General features: G+C 71.1%; 10 protein-coding genes and 2 pseudogenes. 11 read left to right on the top strand and 1 reads right to left on the bottom strand.

Going from position 1 to position 17,638, the window contains the following annotated elements; all coding sequences use genetic code 11:
- Nucleotides 1-391 (bottom strand): annotated as a pseudogene (locus GPY60_RS17085) (hypothetical protein); the annotation flags it as partial.
- Here GPY60_RS17085 and GPY60_RS17080 point away from each other — a divergent pair.
- From GPY60_RS17080 to GPY60_RS17030, 11 genes and pseudogenes are all read left to right on the top strand, one after another.
- A complete protein-coding gene (locus GPY60_RS17080) occupies nucleotides 378-1,562 on the top strand; it encodes a hypothetical protein (RefSeq protein ID WP_156688873.1) in 1,185 nt (394 codons plus the stop codon). The pseudogene GPY60_RS17085 and the gene GPY60_RS17080 overlap by 14 nt on opposite strands.
- Before the next feature lie 47 nt (nucleotides 1,563-1,609).
- Nucleotides 1,610-2,669 (top strand): annotated as a pseudogene (gene argC, locus GPY60_RS17075) (N-acetyl-gamma-glutamyl-phosphate reductase).
- On the top strand, nucleotides 2,666-3,880 hold the full coding sequence (gene argJ / locus GPY60_RS17070) for a bifunctional glutamate N-acetyltransferase/amino-acid acetyltransferase ArgJ (protein ID WP_156688871.1): 1,215 nt from the start codon (nucleotides 2,666-2,668) through the stop codon (nucleotides 3,878-3,880). Before argC ends, argJ begins: the two are co-directional and overlap by 4 nt.
- Nucleotides 3,877-4,764 (top strand): acetylglutamate kinase, encoded by an 888-nt coding sequence (gene argB, locus GPY60_RS17065; RefSeq protein ID WP_156688870.1) that lies wholly within the window; start codon nucleotides 3,877-3,879, stop codon nucleotides 4,762-4,764. Before argJ ends, argB begins: the two co-directional genes overlap by 4 nt.
- On the top strand, nucleotides 4,761-5,945 hold the full coding sequence (locus GPY60_RS17060) for an acetylornithine transaminase (protein ID WP_156688869.1): 1,185 nt from the start codon (nucleotides 4,761-4,763) through the stop codon (nucleotides 5,943-5,945). The genes argB and GPY60_RS17060 overlap by 4 nt, the downstream gene beginning before the upstream one ends.
- Complete coding sequence (argF, locus tag GPY60_RS17055; protein WP_156688868.1) at nucleotides 5,942-6,868, top strand: ornithine carbamoyltransferase; 927 nt, start codon at nucleotides 5,942-5,944, stop codon at nucleotides 6,866-6,868. The genes GPY60_RS17060 and argF overlap by 4 nt, the downstream gene beginning before the upstream one ends.
- Nucleotides 6,865-7,359, top strand: coding sequence for an arginine repressor (locus tag GPY60_RS17050; RefSeq protein WP_156688878.1), 495 nt, complete (start codon nucleotides 6,865-6,867; stop codon nucleotides 7,357-7,359). The genes argF and GPY60_RS17050 overlap by 4 nt, the downstream gene beginning before the upstream one ends.
- Before the next feature lie 16 nt (nucleotides 7,360-7,375).
- Nucleotides 7,376-8,575 (top strand): argininosuccinate synthase, encoded by a 1,200-nt coding sequence (locus GPY60_RS17045; RefSeq protein WP_156688867.1) that lies wholly within the window; start codon nucleotides 7,376-7,378, stop codon nucleotides 8,573-8,575.
- An 82-nt stretch (nucleotides 8,576-8,657) separates the two neighbouring features.
- Nucleotides 8,658-10,067, top strand: coding sequence for an argininosuccinate lyase (gene argH, locus GPY60_RS17040; RefSeq protein WP_156688866.1), 1,410 nt, complete (start codon nucleotides 8,658-8,660; stop codon nucleotides 10,065-10,067).
- Between the two features lie 100 nt (nucleotides 10,068-10,167).
- Nucleotides 10,168-11,229, top strand: a complete 1,062-nt coding sequence (locus tag GPY60_RS17035) for a type III polyketide synthase (protein ID WP_156688865.1) — start codon at nucleotides 10,168-10,170, stop codon at nucleotides 11,227-11,229.
- Nucleotides 11,230-11,260: 31 nt separating this feature from the next.
- Nucleotides 11,261-17,638 carry a type I polyketide synthase gene (locus GPY60_RS17030; RefSeq protein WP_156688864.1) on the top strand — a complete coding sequence of 2,126 codons (6,378 nt, stop codon included), beginning with the start codon at nucleotides 11,261-11,263 and terminating at the stop codon, nucleotides 17,636-17,638.

Genomic DNA, 17,638 nt, shown 5'->3' with positions numbered 1-17,638 from the left:
CGCCGTTCACCTTGCCGGGGTTGCCGACGTTCACGTTGCCGCCGTTCCCGGCGTTGCCGCCGTTCACCTTGCCGGCGTTGCCCAATTTGGGTGCGGATATCACCGCGGCGATTAATGCGGTGGTGAACGCGGGCCTGCCGCCGTTCCCGGCGTTGCCGCCGTTTGCATTGCCGCCGTTCACCCCGCCGGGGTTGCCGCCGTTGACGTTGCCGACGTTCACGGTGCCGCCGTTCCCGGCGTTGCCGCCGTTCACCTTGCCGGCGTTGCCCAATTTGGGTGCGGATATCACCGCGGCGATCAATGCGGTGGTGAATGCGGGGCTGCCGCCGTTCCCGGCGTTGCCGCCGTTTGCGTTGCCGCCGTTCACCTTGCCGGGGTTGCCGACGTTCACGTTGCCGCCGTTCCCGGCGTTGCCGCCGTTCACCTTGCCGGCGTTGCCCAATTTGGGTGCGGATATCACCGCGGCGATTAATGCGGTGGTGAATGCAGGGCTGCCGCCGTTCCCGGCGTTGCCGCCGTTTGCGTTGCCGCCATTCACCCCGCCGGGGTTGCCGACGTTCACGCTGCCGCCGTTCCCGGCGTTGCCGCCGTTCCCGGCCCTGCCGCCGTTCCCGACTCTGCCGCCGTTCACGCTGCCGGCGTTGCCGAACTTGGGTGCGGATATCACCGCGGCGATCAATGCGGTGGTGAATGCGGGGCTGCCGCCGTTCCCGGCGTTGCCGCCGTTCACGTTGCCGGGCTTGCCGACGTTTACGCTGCCGCCGTTCCCCGCGCTGCCGCCGTTCCCGGCGTTGCCGCCGTTCACGCTGCCGGCGCTGCCCAACCTGGGGGCGTTGGGCCTGGAACTCAGCGCGGCGTTGAACGGGCTCGGCGGGTCGCTTAGCGCCTCGTTGAATGGCTTGGGGGCTTCGGTGGACGCCATGCTGGCGGGAAGCCTGAATCTCGGCGCGAACTTCAACGGGCTGATCCAGACCGGTGAAACGCTGGCGGCCAACTACGCCGCCGGGTTCGGTAATCTCGCCGGCAACCTGCAAACGGGTGTGAACACGGCGATCGCCACCGGCGAAGCCTTGGCCGCCAACTTCGCTGCCAACCTTGGCAATCTCACGCTTCCCAACCTGGCGCTGACGATCAATGCGAACCTGGGTGCCAACATCGGCGCAGCGCTGAACGGCCTCGTGCAGGCCACCGGCGCCCTGACCGGCGGCGTCACCGGCGGCTTGGGTGGCCTCGTCAGGGCCGGCGAGATACTGGGTGGCAGCTTGGGTACCGGACTGCTGGGGTTGGGGCAGACGGGTGGTGCGTTGGCGACCATCTGGACGAACACCGCCGTGGCGGTGGCCGACGCGCTCACCGGCGGGTTGGCGGGCAGTGTTGGGGTGGCATTCCCCGCCCTCTTCCAAACCGGAGAGTCCATCGCAGCAGGGATCGGAGTGGTCGGCAATGCGCTCGCCCAGACGGGTGGTTCGCTGGCAGCTTCGCTGGGACTGGCCCTGAACGACTTGGGGGCTTCCATCGAGGCGACATTGAACGCGAGCCTGGGCATCGGTATCGCCGCTTAAGGCCAGCGGCACCACCGGAGAATGGATTTGCACATTACTGCATAACCATGCAGAATCGGCTGGATGGCCGACGTGTTGAAGGTGGCGATTGCCGGTGCCAGCGGATACGCGGGCGGCGAGATCCTCCGCCTGCTACTTGGGCATCCGGGCTACGCCGACGGCCGCCTCGCCATTGGGTCACTGACCGCCGCGGCCAGCGCGGGCAGCACGCTCGGTGAGCATCACCCGCACCTGACGCCGCTGGCGCAGCGGGTGGTCGAGCCGACGGACCTGTCGGTGCTCCGAGGCCACGACGTCGTCTTCCTGGCGCTGCCGCACGGTCATTCCGCGGCGCTGGCCGAACAACTCGGCGACGACGCCCTGGTGATCGATTGCGGCGCCGACTTCCGACTCACCGACTCGGCCGCCTGGGAGCATTACTACGGTTCCCCGCACGCCGGCAGCTGGCCCTACGGGCTGCCGGAGCTACCCGGCGGCCGTGAGCGGCTTCGCGACGCCCGGCGCATCGCGGTTCCAGGCTGTTACCCGACGGCGGCCCTGCTGGCGCTGTGGCCCGCCGTCGCCGAGGACCTCATCGAGCCCGCCGTCACCGTGGTCGCCGTAAGCGGCACCTCCGGGGCCGGGCGCGCGGCCAAGACGGACCTCCTCGGATCGGAGGTGATCGGATCGGCGCGGGCCTACAACATCGCCGGTGCGCACCGGCACACCCCCGAGATCGCCCAGGGCTTGGCGGCCCTCACCGACCGCGGGGTCACGGTGTCGTTCACCCCGGTGCTCATCCCGACCTCGAGGGGCATCCTCGCGACCTGCACCGCTCGCACCCGATCCCCGTTGTCGCAGCTGCGGGCGGCCTACGAAAAGGCCTACGACGCCGAGCCATTCGTCTATCTGATGCCCGACGGCCAGTTGCCCAGGACCGGGTCCGTGATCGGCAGCAACTCGGCGCACATCGCGGTTGCGGTCGACGAGGCCGCGGAGACGTTTGTGGCGATCGCGGCGATCGACAACCTGGTCAAGGGGACGGGCGGCGCCGCCGTGCAGTCCATGAACCTGGCGCTGGGTTGGTCCGAGACAGAAGGTCTTTCGGTGGTGGGGGTGGCTCCGTGACGGAAACGGTCGGCACCGCGCGGTTGCTGCGCGAACAGGGCGTCACCGCTCCGGCCGGCTTCCGGGCCGCCGGCATCGCCGCGGGTATCAAGGCCTCGGGCGCCCGAGACCTGGCCTTGGTCCTCAACGAGGGGCCCGATTACGCCGCGGCCGGGGTGTTCACCCGCAACAAGGTCAAGGCCGCGCCCGTGCTGTGGACCCAGCAGGTTCTGACCACGGGGCAGTTGCGCGCGGTGATCCTCAATTCCGGTGGCGCCAACGCCTGTACCGGGCCGGGGGGATTCCAGGACAGCCACGCCACCGCCGAGGCCGTGGCGGCCGCTTTGTCCGACTGGGGGACCGAGACCGGCGCCATCGAGGTGGCGGTGTGTTCGACGGGCCTGATCGGCGACCGCTTGCCGATGGAGACCGTGCTCGCGGGTGTCCGGCAGATCGTGCAAGACATGGCCGGTGGTCTGAGCGGGGGCGACGAGGCCGCCCAGGCGATCATGACGACCGACACGGTCCCGAAACAGGTTGCGCTGCACCACTTCGATGACTGGACGGTGGGTGGGATGGCCAAGGGCGCCGGCATGCTGGCGCCGTCGCTGGCCACCATGCTGTGCGTCCTGACTACCGACGCGGTCGCCGAACCTGCCTCGCTCGACCGGGCACTGCGGCACGCCACCGCCCGCACCTTCGACCGCCTCGACGTCGACGGCTGCTGTTCGACGAACGACACCGTGCTGTTGTTGGCGTCGGGGGCGAGCGGGGTCGCCCCGTCACAGGCCGACCTCGAGCGGGCCGTGTGGCAGGTCTGTGACGACCTGTGCGCCCAGCTGCAGGCCGACGCGGAGGGCGTCACCAAGCGGGTCACCGTGACCGTCACGGGCGCGGCCTCCGAGGACGACGCGGTGACCGCCGCGCGGGTGATCGCCCGCGACAGCCTGGTCAAGACGGCGGTGTTCGGGTCCGACCCCAACTGGGGAAGGGTGCTGGCCGCGGTCGGCATGGCGCCGGTCACTCTCGAGCCCGACCGGATCACGGTGTCCTTCAACGGGTCTCCGGTGTGCGTCGACGGGGTCGGCGCGCCGGGGGCCCGCGAGGTGGACCTGTCGGGCGCCGACATCGACATCGTCGTCGACCTGCGCGTGGGGGACTCCTCCGCGGCGGTCCGGACGACCGACCTGTCGCACGGTTACGTCGAAGAGAACTCGGCCTACAGCTCATGACCATCGACACGGACAGCCTGCCGACCCAGGTCAAGGCGCAGGTGCTCGCCGAGGCCCTGCCGTGGCTCAAGCAGCTGCACGGCAAGATCGTGGTCGTCAAATACGGCGGCAACGCCATGACCGATGACACGCTGCGCGAGGCCTTCGCCGCCGACATGGCGTTCCTGCGCAACTGCGGCGTGCACCCGGTCGTCGTGCACGGCGGCGGACCGCAGATCAGCGCGATGCTGCGCCGCCTGGGTATCCACGGCGACTTCAAGGGCGGATTCCGTGTCACCACACCGGAAGTGCTCGACGTGGCGCGGATGGTGCTGTTCGGGCAGGTGGGCCGCGAACTGGTGAATCTCATCAACGCGCACGGGCCGTACGCGGTCGGCATCACGGGCGAGGACGCGCAATTGTTCACCGCGGTGCGACGCAGTGTCACCGTCGACGGAGTCGCGACCGACATCGGGCTGGTGGGGGACGTCGAGCATGTGAACACCGCTGCCGTCCTCGACCTCATTGCGGCGCGGCGCATTCCGGTCGTCTCGACGCTCGCGCCTGACCCCGAGGGTGTGGTGCACAACATCAACGCCGACACCGCCGCCGCGGCGCTGGCCGAGGCCCTGCACGCCGAGAAACTTCTGATGCTCACCGACGTCGAAGGCCTGTACACGAATTGGCCGAGCCGTGACTCGCTGGTCAGCGAGATCGACACCGCCACACTGTCGCAACTGCTGCCGACGCTGGAGGCGGGCATGATCCCGAAGGTGGAGGCCTGCCTGCGGGCGGTAACCGGTGGGGTGCCCAGCGCGCACGTCATCGACGGACGGGTCAAACACTGTGTGCTGGTGGAGCTTTTCACCAACGCCGGCACCGGCACGAAGGTGGTGAGCGGGTGAACAACACGGACTCACTCAAACGGCGGTGGGAAGCCGTGATGATGAACAACTACGGCACCCCGCCGGTGGCGCTGGCCAGCGGCGACGGCGCCGTCGTCACCGACGTGGACGGCAACACCTATCTGGACCTGCTCGGGGGCATCGCGGTCAACGTGCTCGGGCACCGCCATCCCGCGGTGATCGAGGCCGTCACGCACCAGATGGCGACGCTGGGCCACACCTCGAATCTGTATGCGACGGAACCGGGCATCGCGCTGGCCGAAGAACTCGTCGCCCTGCTGGCGGCGGACGCGCCGGCGCGGGTGTTCTTCTGCAACTCCGGCGCCGAGGCCAACGAGGTGGCGTTCAAGTTGTCGAGGCTCACCGGCCGCACGAAACTTGTTGCCGCACAGGGCGCTTTCCACGGCCGCACGATGGGATCGCTGGCGCTCACCGGCCAGCCGAGCAAGCAGGCGCCGTTCGAGCCGCTGCCCGGCGACGTGACGCACGTGCCGTACGGCGACGTCGAGGCGCTGGCCGCCGCGGTTGGGGATGACACCGCCGCGGTGTTCCTCGAGCCGATCATGGGCGAGGGCGGTGTGGTGGTCCCGCCCGAGGGATACCTCGCCGCCGCGCGCGACATCACCGCCCGGCACGGCGCCCTGCTGGTGCTGGACGAGGTTCAGACCGGAATGGGCCGCACCGGAGCCTTTTTCGCTCATCAGCATCACGGCGTCACCCCCGACGTCGTCACCATGGCCAAGGGGCTGGGCGGCGGATTGCCCATCGGGGCCTGCCTGGCAATCGGGCCGGCCGCCGACCTGATGACCCCCGGCCTGCACGGCAGCACGTTCGGTGGCAATCCCATCTGCGCGGCCGCGGCGCTCGCGGTGCTGCGGGTGATCGCGGCCGAGGATCTGGTCCGGCACGCCGAAGTGTTGGGCAAATCGCTGCGCCACGGGATCGAGGCGCTCGACCATCCCCTGATCGACCACGTGCGCGGTCGCGGGTTGCTGTGGGGGGTGGTCCTGCGCGCGCCCCGGGCCAAGGAGGCCGAGGCCGCCGCCCGCGACGCAGGGTTCCTCATCAACGCCGCGGCGCCCGACGTCATCCGGTTGGCGCCGCCGCTGATCGTCACCGAGGCACAGATCGAGGGGTTCATCGACGCGCTGCCGGCGGTGCTGGACGGGGCCGCCGCATGACGCGCCATCTCCTGCGCGACGACGACCTGTCGCCCGACGAACAGGCCGAAATCCTGCAGCTGGCGGCCGTATTGAAAAAGGACCCCTTCAGCTGCCGGCCCCTCGATGGACCCCGCGGTGTCGCGGTCATCTTCGACAAGAACTCCACCCGCACCAGGTTCTCGTTCGAACTGGGCATCGCACAACTCGGCGGGCACGCCGTCGTCGTCGACGGCCGCACCACCCAACTGGGCCGCGACGAGACGCTGGAGGACACCGCGCGGGTGTTGTCCCGCTACGTCGACGCCATCGTCTGGCGCACCTTCGGTCAGGACCGGCTCGAGGCGATGGCGTCGGCGGCGACGGTGCCGGTGGTCAATGCCCTGTCCGACGACTTCCACCCCTGCCAGGTGCTCGCCGACCTACAGACCATCGCCGAACGCAAAGGGGCACTGACGGGATTGCGGCTCGCCTATCTCGGCGACGGCGCCAACAACATGGCCCATTCCTTGATGCTCGGCGGGGTCACCGCAGGCATGCACGTGACGGTCGCGGCCCCGGACGGGTTCGCGCCCGACCCTGCACTGGTCGCCGCGGCCCGGCGGCGCGCGGAGACCACCGGCGCCTCGATCACCGTCACGGCCGGCGCCACCACGGCCGCCACAGGCGCCGACGTCCTGGTCACCGACACGTGGACGTCCATGGGCCAGGAGGACGACGGGCTCGACCGGGTCGGGCCGTTCCGCCCCTTCCAGGTCAACGCCGAGCTGCTGGCGGTTGCCGCTCCCGATGCCGTTGTGCTGCATTGCCTTCCGGCCCACCGCGGATACGAGATCACCGACGAGGTGATGGACGGACCGGCGAGCGCGGTGTGGGACGAGGCCGAGAACCGGCTGCACGCCCAAAAGGCGCTGCTGGTGTGGCTTTTGGAGCGATCCCGATGACCCGCTCGAAGGCCGCGGCCGAGATCACCCGCGCCGGGCGTCAGGACCGCATCGTGGCCATCCTGTCGTCGGCGTCGATCAGCAGCCAGAGCGAACTGGCCGCGCGGCTGGCCGACGAGGGCATCGAGGTCACCCAGGCCACGCTGTCGCGGGACCTCGAGGAACTGGGCGCGGTGAAGCTGCGCGGCGCCGACGGCGGCGTCGGCGTCTACGTCGTCCCCGAGGACGGCAGCCCCGTGCGCGGGGTGTCCGGCGGCACGGCGCGGCTGTCCCGCCTGCTGGGTGAGCTCCTGGTGTCCGCCGACGCGAGCGCCAACCTGGCGGTGTTGCGCACCCCGCCGGGCGGCGCCAACTACTTGGCCAGCGCGATCGACCGCGCGGCGCTACCGTACGTCGTCGGCACGATCGCCGGCGACGACACGGTGTTCGTGGCCGCGCGTGACCCGATGACCGGCGCCGAGCTGGCCCACACCCTCGAAAGCCTCAGCTAGTTAAGGAGATTGGTTCATGTCAGAACGCGTCATCCTGGCGTATTCCGGCGGTCTGGACACCTCGGTGGCGATCAGCTGGATCGGCAAGGAGACCGGCCGGGAGGTTGTGGCCGTGGCGATCGACCTCGGTCAGGGCGGGGAGGACATGGAGGTCGTCCGCCAGCGCGCCCTCGACTGCGGGGCCGTGGAGGCCGTGGTGGTCGACGCGCGCGACGAGTTCGCGGCCGATTATTGCCTGCCGACCATCCAGAACAACGCGCTCTACATGGACCGCTATCCGCTGGTGTCGGCGATCAGCCGGCCGCTGATCGCCAAGCACCTGGTCGCGGCCGCGCGCGAGCACGGCGGCACCATCGTCGCGCACGGCTGCACCGGCAAGGGCAACGACCAGGTTCGCTTCGAGGTCGGATTCGCTTCGTTGGCACCGGATTTGGAGGTGCTGGCGCCGGTTCGTGACTACGCCTGGACGCGGGAGAAGGCCATCGCGTTCGCCGAGGAGAACGGCATCCCGATCAACGTGACCAAGCGCTCGCCGTTCTCGATCGACCAGAACGTGTGGGGCCGTGCGGTGGAAACCGGCTTCCTGGAACACCTCTGGAACGCGCCCACCAAGGACGTCTACTCCTACACCGAAGACCCGACGATCAACTGGAGCACCCCCGACGAGGTGATCGTCGGGTTCGAGCGCGGCGTGCCGGTGTCCATCGACGGCACGGCGGTGTCCGTCCTGGCGGCCATCGAGGAGCTCAACCGCCGCGCGGGCGCGCAGGGCGTCGGGCGCCTCGACGTCGTCGAGGACCGGTTGGTGGGCATCAAGAGCCGCGAGATCTACGAGGCGCCGGGCGCCATGGTGCTCATCACCGCGCACACCGAACTCGAACACGTCACCCTCGAGCGCGAGCTGGGCCGGTTCAAGCGCCACACCGATCAGCGCTGGGCCGAGCTGGTGTACGACGGGCTGTGGTTCTCGCCGCTGAAGGTGGCGCTGGAAAGCTTCGTCGCCACCACCCAGGAGCACGTGTCGGGGGAGATCCGCATGGTGCTGCACGGCGGCCACATCGCGGTGAACGGCCGGCGCAGCGCCGAGTCGCTCTACGACTTCAACCTCGCCACCTACGACGAGGGCGACAGCTTCGACCAGTCGGCCGCCAAGGGCTTCGTCTACGTGCACGGGTTGTCGTCGAAGATCGCCTCCCGCCGGGACCAGGCCACATGACCGCGAGCGTGCGTGTTTGCACGACGACACGCCGCAATTCGCGTACATCTGCGCACGCTCACGCCGCCGTGAGCGAGCGCCGATGAGCACCCGCGAGGGCTCGTTGTGGGGCGGGCGGTTCGCCGACGGCCCGTCCGACGCGCTGGCGGCGCTGAGCAAGTCCACCCACTTCGACTGGGTGCTGGCCCCCTACGACATCGTCGCCTCGCGCGCCCACGCCATCATCCTGTTCAAGGCGGGCCTGCTCGACGAGGAGCAGCGCGACGGCCTGCTGGCCGGGCTCGACAGCCTCGCCGCCGACGTCGCCGACGGCAGCTTCACCCCCCTGGTCACCGACGAGGACGTGCACGCCGCGCTGGAGCGCGGGCTCATCGACCGGGTCGGTCCCGACCTCGGCGGCCGGCTGCGGGCCGGGCGCTCCCGCAACGACCAGATCGCCACCCTGTTCCGCATGTGGCTGCGCGACGCGGTCAGGCGCGTCGCGCATGGGGCGCTCGACGTCGTCGACGCCCTCGCCGGCCAGGCCGCCGCGCACCCGACGGCGATCATGCCCGGCAAGACGCACCTGCAGTCCGCCCAGCCGATCCTGCTGGCGCACCACCTGCTCGCCCACGCCCATCCGCTGCTGCGCGACGTCGACCGCATCGTCGACTTCGACCGCCGGGCGGCCGTCTCGCCGTACGGGTCGGGTGCGCTGGCCGGCTCCTCGCTGGGGCTGGACCCGGACGCGATCGCGACGGACCTCGGCTTTGCCGCCGCCGCGGAGAACTCCGTCGACGCCACCGCGGCCCGCGATTTCGCCGCCGAGGCCGCGTTTGTGTTCGCCATGATCGCCGTCGACCTGTCCCGGCTGGCCGAGGACATCATCCTGTGGAGTTCGACGGAATTCGGCTACGTCACGCTGCACGACTCCTGGTCGACCGGCAGCTCGATCATGCCGCAGAAGAAGAACCCCGACATCGCCGAACTGGCCCGCGGCAAAGCCGGCCGCCTGATCGGCAACCTCGCCGGCCTGCTGGCGACCCTGAAGGCCCAGCCGCTGGCCTACAACCGCGACCTGCAGGAAGACAAGGAACCGGTGTTCGACTCGGTTGCCCAGCTCGAGCTGGTGCTACCCGCGATGGCCGGGCTGGTGGCCAGCCTGGCGTTCGACGTCGATCGCATGGCGGCCCTGGCCCCGGCCGGTTACACGCTGGCCACCGACATCGCCGAGTGGCTGGTGCGGCAGGGCGTGCCGTTCCGGACCGCGCATGAGGCCGCCGGAGCCGCCGTCCAGGCCGCGGAGCGGCGCGGCGTGGGGCTCGACGAGCTGACCGACGACGAATTGGCCGCCATCAGCCCGGAGCTCACACCGGCGGTACGGGAGGTGCTGACCATCGAGGGGTCGGTGGCGTCCCGGGACGCCCGGGGCGGCACGGCGCCGATGCGCGTCGCCGAGCAACTCGAAGCGGTGCACGCGGCGCGCGAGCTCCTCAGCAAACGGCTTAAGTGACCTTGGTCTCCATCCCCACCCCTCCCGGGCAGACTAAACTTCCACCAAGCATCCAGGTGAACCCCTCCATCTGGATCTTCGTGACCAAAAGGTGGACCCGATGAGCGTCATCGCGGGAGTATTCGGCGCGTTGCCGCCATACCGCTACTCTCAGCGCGAACTGACCGACTTCTTCCTCAGCATCCCCGGCTTCGACGGATACGAAGACATCGTTCGCCAGCTGCATGCCAGCGCCAAGGTCAACAGCCGTCACCTCGTGCTCCCGCTGGAGCGGTATCCCACCCTCACCGACTTCGGGGTGGCAAATCGGGCGTTCATCGAAAACGCCGTTGACCTGGGCTGCGAAGCCCTGTCCGGAGCGCTCGAGGAGGCCGGGCTGCGGCCTCAGGACCTCGATGTGCTGATCACCACCACGGTCACCGGCCTGGCGGTTCCGTCGCTGGACGCCCGGATCGCCGGGCGCCTGGGGCTGCGCGACGACGTGCGCCGGATGCCCCTGTTCGGCCTGGGCTGCGTGGCCGGGGCCGCCGGCGTGGCGCGCCTGCACGACTACCTGCGGGGGGCGCCGGACGCGGTCGCGGCCCTCGTATCGGTCGAACTGTGTTCCCTGACGTACCCCGGCTACAAGCCGTCGGTGGCCGGCCTTGTCGGCAGCGCCCTGTTCGCCGACGGGGCCGGGGCCGTGGTGGCCGTCGGTGAGCGCCGCGCCGAGCAGCTCGGCGCCCAGGGGCCCACCATCCTCGACTCGCGCAGCCACCTCTACCCGGACTCGCTGCGCACGATGGGCTACGACGTCGGCTCGGCGGGGTTCGAGCTCGTGCTGTCCAAGGACGTCGCCGCCGTGGTGGAGCAGTACCTCTACGACGACGTCACGGGCTTCTTGGGCGCGCACGGCCTGACGACCACCGACATCGGCGCCTGGGTCAGCCATCCCGGCGGCCCCAAGGTGATCGAGGCGATCAACGCCAGCCTCGACCTCTCGCCGCAGGCCCTCGAGCTGACATGGCGCTCCCTGGGCCAGATCGGCAACCTGTCGTCCGCGTCGGTGCTGCACGTGTTGCGCGACACCCTCGCCAAATCGCCGCCCGCCGACAGCCCCGGGCTGATGATCGCGATGGGCCCCGGCTTCTGTTCCGAACTCGTGTTGCTGCGCTGGCACTGATGCGCGGGTATGAACACCACGTCGCACCCCGATGAGCGGCGACCACGATGAGCTCGTCAGGGCGCTGCGCACATCCCTGAAGGAAAACGAGCGGCTCAAGCGGGAGAACCGCGAATACCGCGCGCTGGCCTCGCACGGGCCCGACGAGCCGGTGGCGGTCGTGGGAATGGGGTGCCGCTATCCCGGCGGCGTGCGATCGCCGGAGGACCTCTGGGACATGGTGGCCGAGGGCCGCGATGTGGTGTCCAATTTCCCGGCCGACCGCGGCTGGGACCTGGCGGGGTTGTTCGACCCGGACCCCGACGCGGTGGGGAAGTCCTACGCCCGGTGCGGCGGGTTCGTCGCCGACGCCCCCGACTTCGACGCCGCTTTCTTCGGGATCGCGCCCAGCGAGGCACTCGCGATGGATCCCCAGCAGCGCCTGCTGCTGGAGGTGTCGTGGGAGGCGCTCGAACGGGCCGGGATCGACCCGCTGGGCCTGCGCGGCTCGTCGACGGCGGTGTTCGCCGGGATCTTCCACGGCTCCTACGGCGGCCAGGGTCGCGTGCCGGGGGACCTGGAGCGCTACGGGCTGCGCGGCTCGACCCTGAGCGTGGCCTCGGGCCGGGTCGCCTACACGTTGGGCCTCGAAGGCCCCGCGGTGTCGGTGGACACGGCGTGCTCGTCGTCGCTGGTGGCCATGCATCTGGCCTCGCAGTCGCTGCGCTCGGGGGAGTGCGACCTGGCGCTCGCCGGCGGCGTGACGGTCATGGCCACGCCCGCGATGTTCGTCGAGTTCAGCCGGCAGCGGGCGCTCTCGGCCGACGGTCGCTGCAAGGCGTACGCCGGCGCCGCCGACGGGACCGGCTTCTCCGAGGGCGCGGGCGTTCTGGTGCTCGAGCGGCTGGCCGACGCGCGCCGGCTGGGCCACCCGGTGCTGGCGGTGCTACGGGGGTCCGCGGTCAATCAGGACGGCGCCTCGAACGGCCTCGCGACTCCCAATGGGCCTTCGCAGCAGCGGGTGATCCGGGCCGCGCTCGCCAACGCCCGGCTGACGGCGGCCGAGGTGGATCTGGTCGAGGGGCACGGCACCGGGACCACCCTGGGCGATCCGATCGAGGCGCAGGCGCTGCTGGCGACCTATGGCCAGGACCGGCCGGCCGACAGCCCGCTGTGGCTGGGATCGATCAAGTCGAACATGGGCCACACGTCGGCAGCGGCGGGCGCCGCCGGGGTGATCAAGATGGTGCAGGCGATGCGGCACGCCGTCATGCCCAAGACGCTGCACGTGGATCAGCCCACACCACATGTGGACTGGTCGGCCGGGGCTGTGTCACTGCTGACGTCCGCGCGACCCTGGCAGGCCGAGGGGCGGCCCCGCCGGGCGGCGGTGTCGTCGTTCGGCATCAGCGGCACGAACGCGCACGTGATCGTCGAGGAGCCGCCGTCGGGGCCGGCCGACACCGCGGCGCCCGGCGACGACGTGCCGGTGCCCTGGGTGTTGTCGGCCCGCTCGGCGGACGCGCTGGCCCGACAAGCAGCGCGGCTGCGGGATCATGTTGCGGCGCAACCGGATGTGCGGGCGGTGGACGTCGGCTGGTCCCTGGTCTCGACGCGGTCGCGGTTCGAGCACCGCGCGGTGGTGGTGGGCGACGAGCGTGACGGGGTGCTGGCCGGTCTGGCCGCCATGGCCGCCGGTGAGCCGGCCGCGGGCGTGGTGAGCGGCCGGGCCCGGCCGGCGGGCAAGACGGTGTTCGTGTTTCCCGGCCAGGGTTCGCAGTGGGCCGGCATGGGAGCCGAATTACTCGACGCCTCAACGGTGTTCGCCGACCACATGAACCGCTGCGACAAGGCCCTCACCGACCACGTGCAGTGGTCGCTGATCGACGTCATCCGGCAGGTGCCGGGCGCGCCCGGGCTGGACCGCGTGGACGTGGTGCAGCCCGCGTTGTGGGCGGTCATGGTGTCGCTGGCCGAGATGTGGCGTTCCGTCGGTGTCGTCCCCGACGCGGTGATCGGGCATTCGCAGGGCGAGATCGCGGCGGCGTACGTCGCGGGCGCGTTGTCGCTGGAGGACGCCGCCCGTATCGTCGCCCTGAGAAGCCGGTTGCTGCTGGAGTTGTCGGGCGCGGGTGGCATGGTGTCGCTGGCGTGCGGCCCGGCGCAGGCCGAGGGCTTGGTGGCGCCCTGGGGCGACCGGTTGAACATCGCCGCCGTCAACGGCGTGTCCTCGGTCGTGGTGTCCGGTGCGGTGGACGCGCTCGCGGAATTGGTGCGGCGGTGTGAGGCCGACGGCGTCCGCGCCCGGGTGATCGACGTGGACTACGCGTCGCACTCGGCCCAGGTCGACGTGATCCGCGAATCATTGGCCGAGGCCATCAACGGCGTTGCGCCCCAATCGTCCTCGGTGGCCTTCTATTCCACCGTCACGGGTGACGTGATGGACACCGCGGGGCTGACCGCGGACTACTGGTACCGCAGCATCCGGCAGACCGTGCAGTTCGAACGCGCCGTGCGCAGCGCGTGCGCGGCCGGGCACCGGGTGTTCGTCGAGTGCAGTCCCCACCCGATCCTGAACGCCGGCATCGAGGAGGTGTGGGCGGACGGCGGGTCAGGCGGCGAGGTCACCGTCATCCCGTCGCTGGGTCGCGACGACGGCGGCCTCCAACGGTTCTGGCTGTCCGCCGGGCAGGCCTTCGTTGCGGGCGTGGGCGTCGACTGGCGGGCCGCCCTTGCCGGCGCGGGCGGGCGACGGGTGGATCTGCCGACGTATCCCTTCGCGCGGCAACGGTTTTGGCTGCCAGGTGGATACGTCGGATCCGGTGACGCGACGAGCATGGGTGTGCTGCCGGTCGAGCATGGGCTGCTGAGCGCGATGCTGCCTCGGCCGGAATCGGGCGGGGTGGTGCTGACGGGCCGTCTGTCGACCGCGACGCAGCCGTGGCTGGCGGACCACGCGGTCGCCGGGACGGTGCTGCTGCCCGGGGCGGCGTTCGTGGAGATGGTCATCCGCGCCGCCGACGAGGTCGGGTGCCGGGCGATCGACGAGTTGACGCTGTCGGCTCCGCTCGTGGTGCCCGACAGCGGCGGCGTCGCGGTCCAGGTGGTGGTCGGCGCCGTCGACAACGCCGGGCAGCGCGACGTCTGGGTGTATTCCGCACAGTCGCAAACCGATTCCGACTGGGTGCTGAACGCCCAGGGCCGGCTGAGCCCGCACTCGGTGGCCCCGGCAGCGGAGCTGTCGGCGTGGCCGCCCGCCGGGGCCTCGGCGATCGACCTGGCCGGGGCCTATGGGCGGCTGGCCGAGCGTGGCTACGAGTACGGCCCGGCGTTCCGGGGCCTGGGCGCGCTCTGGCGGCGTGGGGACGAGCTCTTCGCGGAGGTCGCCGTGCCGGATGACCATGGCGGGCCCGCGGCCGGATTCGGCATGCATCCCGTCCTGCTGGACGCGGCCCTGCACGCGTTCGGGGTCGCCGGCGGGCCGGCGGACACCCTGCTGCCCTTCGCATGGCAGCAGGTGTCGCTGCATGCCGCCGGTGCCTCGCGGGCGCGGGTCCGGATCGCCCCGGCCGGGGAGGGAGCGCTGACGCTCGAGCTGGCCGGTCCGTCCGGCCTGCCCATCCTCACGGTCGGGTCGCTCACGATGCGCCCCCTGTCGCCCGAGCCGCTGTCCGAGGGCCTGCTGGAGATGGTGTGGTCGCCGATCGCGTTGCCGGACAACGGCCTTGACGACGGGGTGGTCGTGTGGGACGCGCACACCAGCGGTTCGGACGTGGTGCGGTCGGCGCACGCGGCCGTCACCGAGGCGCTGGAGACGCTGCAGTCCTGGCTCGGCGGCGAGGGGGCCGGGATTCTGGTGGTGCAGACCCGCGGCGCGGTCGCGGTCGCCGGGGAGGCGGTCACCGACCCGGCCGGCGCGGCCGTCTGGGGATTGGTGCGGTCCGCGCAGGCCGAGCACCCTGGCCGCGTGGTCCTGGTCGATACGGACGGCTCGGTGGAGGTCGGGTCCCTAACGTGTTGCGGCGAACCACAATTGGCGGTCCGGGGCGGCGCCGTGTACGCCGCGCGGCTGAAGCCGGCGGCGACCAAGCCGGTCCTGAGCCTGCCGGCGGGAGGATGGCGGCTGGACGCCGGCAACGCCGGCACGCTGGAAGACCTGGTCGTGACGCCCTGCCCGCCGGCCGGGTTAGGCGCCGGGCAGGTCCGCGTGGCGGTGTCGGCGGTCGGCGTGAATTTCCGGGACGTCTTGGTGGCGCTGGGGATGTACCCCGGCGGCGGTCACCTGGGTGCCGAGGGCGCGGGAGTGGTCGTCGAGGTGGGCCCGGGCGTGGACGGCCTGAAGGTCGGCGACCCGGTGATGGGCCTGCTCGGCGTGGTGGGCTCCGAAGCGATTGTGGACGAGCGGTTGGTGGTCGCGGTGCCGGCGGGGTGGTCGCTCGCGCGCGCCGTCGGCGTGCCGGTGGTGTTCCTGACCGCGCTGTACGGGCTGTCCGGATTGGCCGGCGTGCGCGCCGGCGAGCGGGTGCTGGTGCACGCCGCCACCGGCGGCGTGGGTATGGCGGCGGTGCAGTTGCTGCGGCATTGGGGCGCGGAGGTGTTCGCGACGGCCAGCCGCGGCAAGTGGGACACGTTGCGCGCGATGGGCTTTGACGACGACCACATCGCCGACTCGCGGACGCCCGAGTTCGAGCACAAGTTCTTAGCGGTCACCGGCGGGGCTGGGGTCGATGTGGTGCTCAACTCGTTGGCCGGGGAACTCACCGATGCGTCGTTGCGGCTGCTGCCCCGGGGTGGGCGATTCATCGAGATGGGCAAGACCGACCCGCGCGACCCGGACCTGGTCGCCCGGCAGCATCCCGGCGTGCGCTACCGCGCGTTCGACCTCATCGAGGTGGACCCCGACGGCATCGCGGGCATGTTGGGCGAGCTGGTCGGCCTGTTCACCACGGGCGCGTTGGAACCGTTGCCGTACAAGGCGTTCGACGTGCGGTGCGCCTCGGCCGCATATCGGTATGTCAGTTCCGCGCGGCATGTCGGCAAGAACGTGCTGACCATTCCCGACGGTCCCGGCGAGCTGCTCAGCGGCTGCGGCGGCGGCCTGGCCGGGGGCAGCGTCGTCATCATCGGCGGCACGGGCATGGCCGGCTCGGCGCTGGCGCGCCATCTCGTCGACCGGTACGGGGTGGCCCATGTCGTGCTGGTCAGCCGCGCCGGCGGCGCCGGCGGCGGGGCCGCGGACCTGGTGAGGGTCCTCGAGGAGGCCGGGGCGAGCGTGTCGGTAAGGGCCTGCGACGTCGGCGACCGGGCCGCGGTCGCGGCGATGCTGGATCGGATTCCGGTCGAATACCCGCTGCGGGCGGTGATCCACGCCGCCGGGATCCTCGACGACGGGCTGATCGCGTCCCTGACCCCGGCGCGGGTGGACGCCGTCTTGCGGGCGAAGGTAGACGGGGCGTGGAATCTCCACGAACTGACCCAGGACCGGGACCTCGCCGCGTTCGTGGTGTTTTCGTCGATGGCCGGGGTGATGGGCACCCCGGGGCAGGGCAATTACGCGGCGGCCAACGCGTTCCTGGACGGCCTCGTCGCCTACCGGCGTGCCCACGGGCTGCCCGGCCTGTCGCTGGCGTGGGGCCTGTGGGAGCAGGCGTCGGCGATGACCGCTCACCTCGGCGACCGCGACAAGGCCCGGATGAGCCGGCTGGGATTGGCCCCGCTCTCGACCGAGCAGGCGCTGCAGGCGTTCGACGCGGCCATGCTGGTGGACCACCCCGTGCTGGTGGCCGCGCGCCTGGACCGGGCCGCGCTGTCCGAGCACGCGGACGAGCTGCCGCCGCTGCTGCGTGACATGGCCGCCCGCCGGGCCCGGCGCGTGATCGCCGCGGCCGACGCCCCCGCGACGACGACGGGGCTGACCGCGCGCCTCAAGGAGATGACCGCCGACGCGCGGCAGCGCACGCTGGTCGACCTGGTCTGCGGCAGCGCGGCCGCCGTCCTGGGGGTGCCTAACGCCTCCGACATCGGCGCCGACCGGTCGTTCCAGGAGCTCGGTTTCGACTCGCTCACCGCCGTCGAGCTGCGCAACCGCCTGAAAACCGCGACCGGCCTGACGCTTTCGCCGACGTTGATCTTCGACCACCCCACGCCCGCGGCCCTGGCGACCCATCTCGATACGGAACTGGCCGACACGGTCGACGGACCGGGACCGATGGCGCGTTTCGACGCGATCACCCGCGACCTGCAGGCTCTCCTCACCCAAGCCGACTGGGACGCCCAAGACACCGCGATGTTGAGCGCTCGCCTGCAGAACCTGCTCGCCGCCGTGGCGCCCGCCGAAAACTCCGCAAACTCCGACGACATCGACGACGACCTGCGCGGCGCCAGCGAGAGCGAACTCTTCGCGATCCTCGACGAGGAACTCGGGCGCTGA

It is taken from the genome of Mycobacterium sp. Marseille-P9652, from assembly GCF_902652685.1.
Taxonomy (GTDB): Bacteria; Actinomycetota; Actinomycetes; order Mycobacteriales; family Mycobacteriaceae; genus Mycobacterium.
The sequence above is the reverse complement of the archived record's forward strand: the minus strand, read 5'-3'. Positions and strand labels throughout refer to the sequence as shown.

Excerpts from the sequence above, each read along its gene's own strand:
- argB (WP_156688870.1), top strand. The coding sequence starts at position 3,877 with ATGACCATCGACACGGACAGCCTGCCGACCCAGGTCAAGGCGCAGGTG.
- argF (WP_156688868.1), top strand. The coding sequence starts at position 5,942 with ATGACGCGCCATCTCCTGCGCGACGACGACCTGTCGCCCGACGAACAG.
- GPY60_RS17050 (WP_156688878.1), top strand. The coding sequence starts at position 6,865 with ATGACCCGCTCGAAGGCCGCGGCCGAGATCACCCGCGCCGGGCGTCAG.
- GPY60_RS17045 (WP_156688867.1), top strand. The coding sequence starts at position 7,376 with ATGTCAGAACGCGTCATCCTGGCGTATTCCGGCGGTCTGGACACCTCG.
- argH (WP_156688866.1), top strand. The coding sequence starts at position 8,658 with ATGAGCACCCGCGAGGGCTCGTTGTGGGGCGGGCGGTTCGCCGACGGC.
- GPY60_RS17035 (WP_156688865.1), top strand. The coding sequence starts at position 10,168 with ATGAGCGTCATCGCGGGAGTATTCGGCGCGTTGCCGCCATACCGCTAC.
- GPY60_RS17030 (WP_156688864.1), top strand. The coding sequence starts at position 11,261 with ATGAGCGGCGACCACGATGAGCTCGTCAGGGCGCTGCGCACATCCCTG.